Origin of the sequence: Streptomyces griseus, assembly GCF_001715295.1 — a bacterium.
Classification (GTDB): domain Bacteria; phylum Actinomycetota; class Actinomycetes; order Streptomycetales; family Streptomycetaceae; genus Streptomyces; species Streptomyces griseus_G.
The window spans coordinates 263172-264712 of the sequence record NZ_MDKB01000003.1 but is presented as its reverse complement, the minus strand read 5'-3'; the positions used below and the strand labels follow the sequence as shown (position 1 = coordinate 264712).

The 1541-nt window shown below is 70.0% G+C and carries 1 protein-coding gene; it reads left to right on the top strand.

Going from position 1 to position 1541, the window contains the following annotated elements; all coding sequences use genetic code 11:
* The first annotated feature begins 18 nt into the window (after nt 1-18).
* Nucleotides 19-1425 (top strand): lysine N(6)-hydroxylase/L-ornithine N(5)-oxygenase family protein, encoded by a 1407-nt coding sequence (locus BA175_RS17460; protein ID WP_069172359.1) that lies wholly within the window; start codon nt 19-21, stop codon nt 1423-1425.
* The last annotated feature ends 116 nt before the right edge of the window (nt 1426-1541 follow it).

Sequence of the window (1541 nt, the reverse complement as noted above, 5' to 3'; positions counted from 1 at the left end):
CGAAGGAAGCACCCCCCGATGACCGACCGGCCCACCCCCCGCCCGGACCGGCCGCACGACCTCATCGGCATCGGCATCGGCCCCTTCAACCTCTCCCTCGCCGCCCTCGCCCACACCACACCCCACCCCCTGACCACCGCCTTCTACGAACAGAACCCCGCCTTCCACTGGCACCCCGGCCTCCTCATCGACGGCGCCACCCTCCAAGTCCCCTTCCTCGCCGACCTCGTCACCCTCGCCGACCCCACCAGCCCCTGGACCTTCCTCAACTACCTACGCACCCGGCAACGCCTCTACCCCTTCTACTTCGCCGAGCGCTTCCACACCCACCGCACCGAATACGACGCCTACTGCCGCTGGGTCAGCCACCAACTCCCCACCCTCCACTTCAGCCACCAGGTCGACGCCATCCGCTGGAACCCCGACCGATCCCACTTCGAAGTCGACTACACCCGACTCGACCCCCACGGAGAAGCCGAAGCGCTCGGCCGCGCCCACACCCGCCACATCGCCCTCGGCATCGGCACCGAACCCTTCATCCCCGAACCCCTACGCCCCCTCGCCACCGCACCCAACACCCCCGTCATCCACTCCGCCGACTACCTCCACCACCGCGAAGACCTCCTCCACGCCGACCACATCACCGTCATCGGATCCGGCCAGTCCGGCGCCGAGATCTTCCTCGACCTCCTCCGCGCCCGCCCCCTGGGAGCCGAACGCATCCACTGGCTCGCCCGCACCCCCGCCTTCGCACCCATGGAGTACTCGAAACTCGGCCTCGAACACTTCACCCCCGACTACACCCGCTACTTCCACGCACTCCCCGAAGCCGTACGCGACACCCTCGTCCCCAGCCAATGGCAACTCCACAAAGGCATCGACACCGACACCATCACCGCCATCCACGACGAGCTCTACCGCCGCAGCCTCCACGGAGGATGGCCCGACGCCACCCTCACCCCCGGCGTCCACGTCCGCACCGCCGGCAGAATCACCGGCACACGCATCGAACTCCACCTCGAACACACCCAGCAGGGCACCCGCACCCGCCTCACCACCGACGCCGTCGTCCTCGCCACCGGCTACCGCGAACGCCCCCTCGACACCCTCCTCACCGCCCTCACCCCCCACATCCGCCGCGACGCCGCCGCACGCCCCCGCATCGACGAGACCTACCGCCTCGACCTCGACCCCGCCATCACCGGCCACATCTACGTACAGAACGCCGAACGCCACACCCACGGCGTCGGCGCACCCGACCTCGGCCTCGCCGCCTGGCGCAGCGCCACCATCCTCAACGACCTCACCGGCACCAACCCCTACCCCCTCCCACCCCGCACCGCCTTCACCACCTTCGGCCTCACCCCCCACCACCAACCGCACATCCCCGACCAGAACACCGGCCCCCACTCCCTCAGCCACTGAACACACGACGGCCACCGCCCCCGCACCGGAGAACAACCGCCACCACCGACCCACCCAGCCGGGCACCACACACCCGGCCCCCTGCTCACGCACGCACCCCCGGCACCGCACACGGC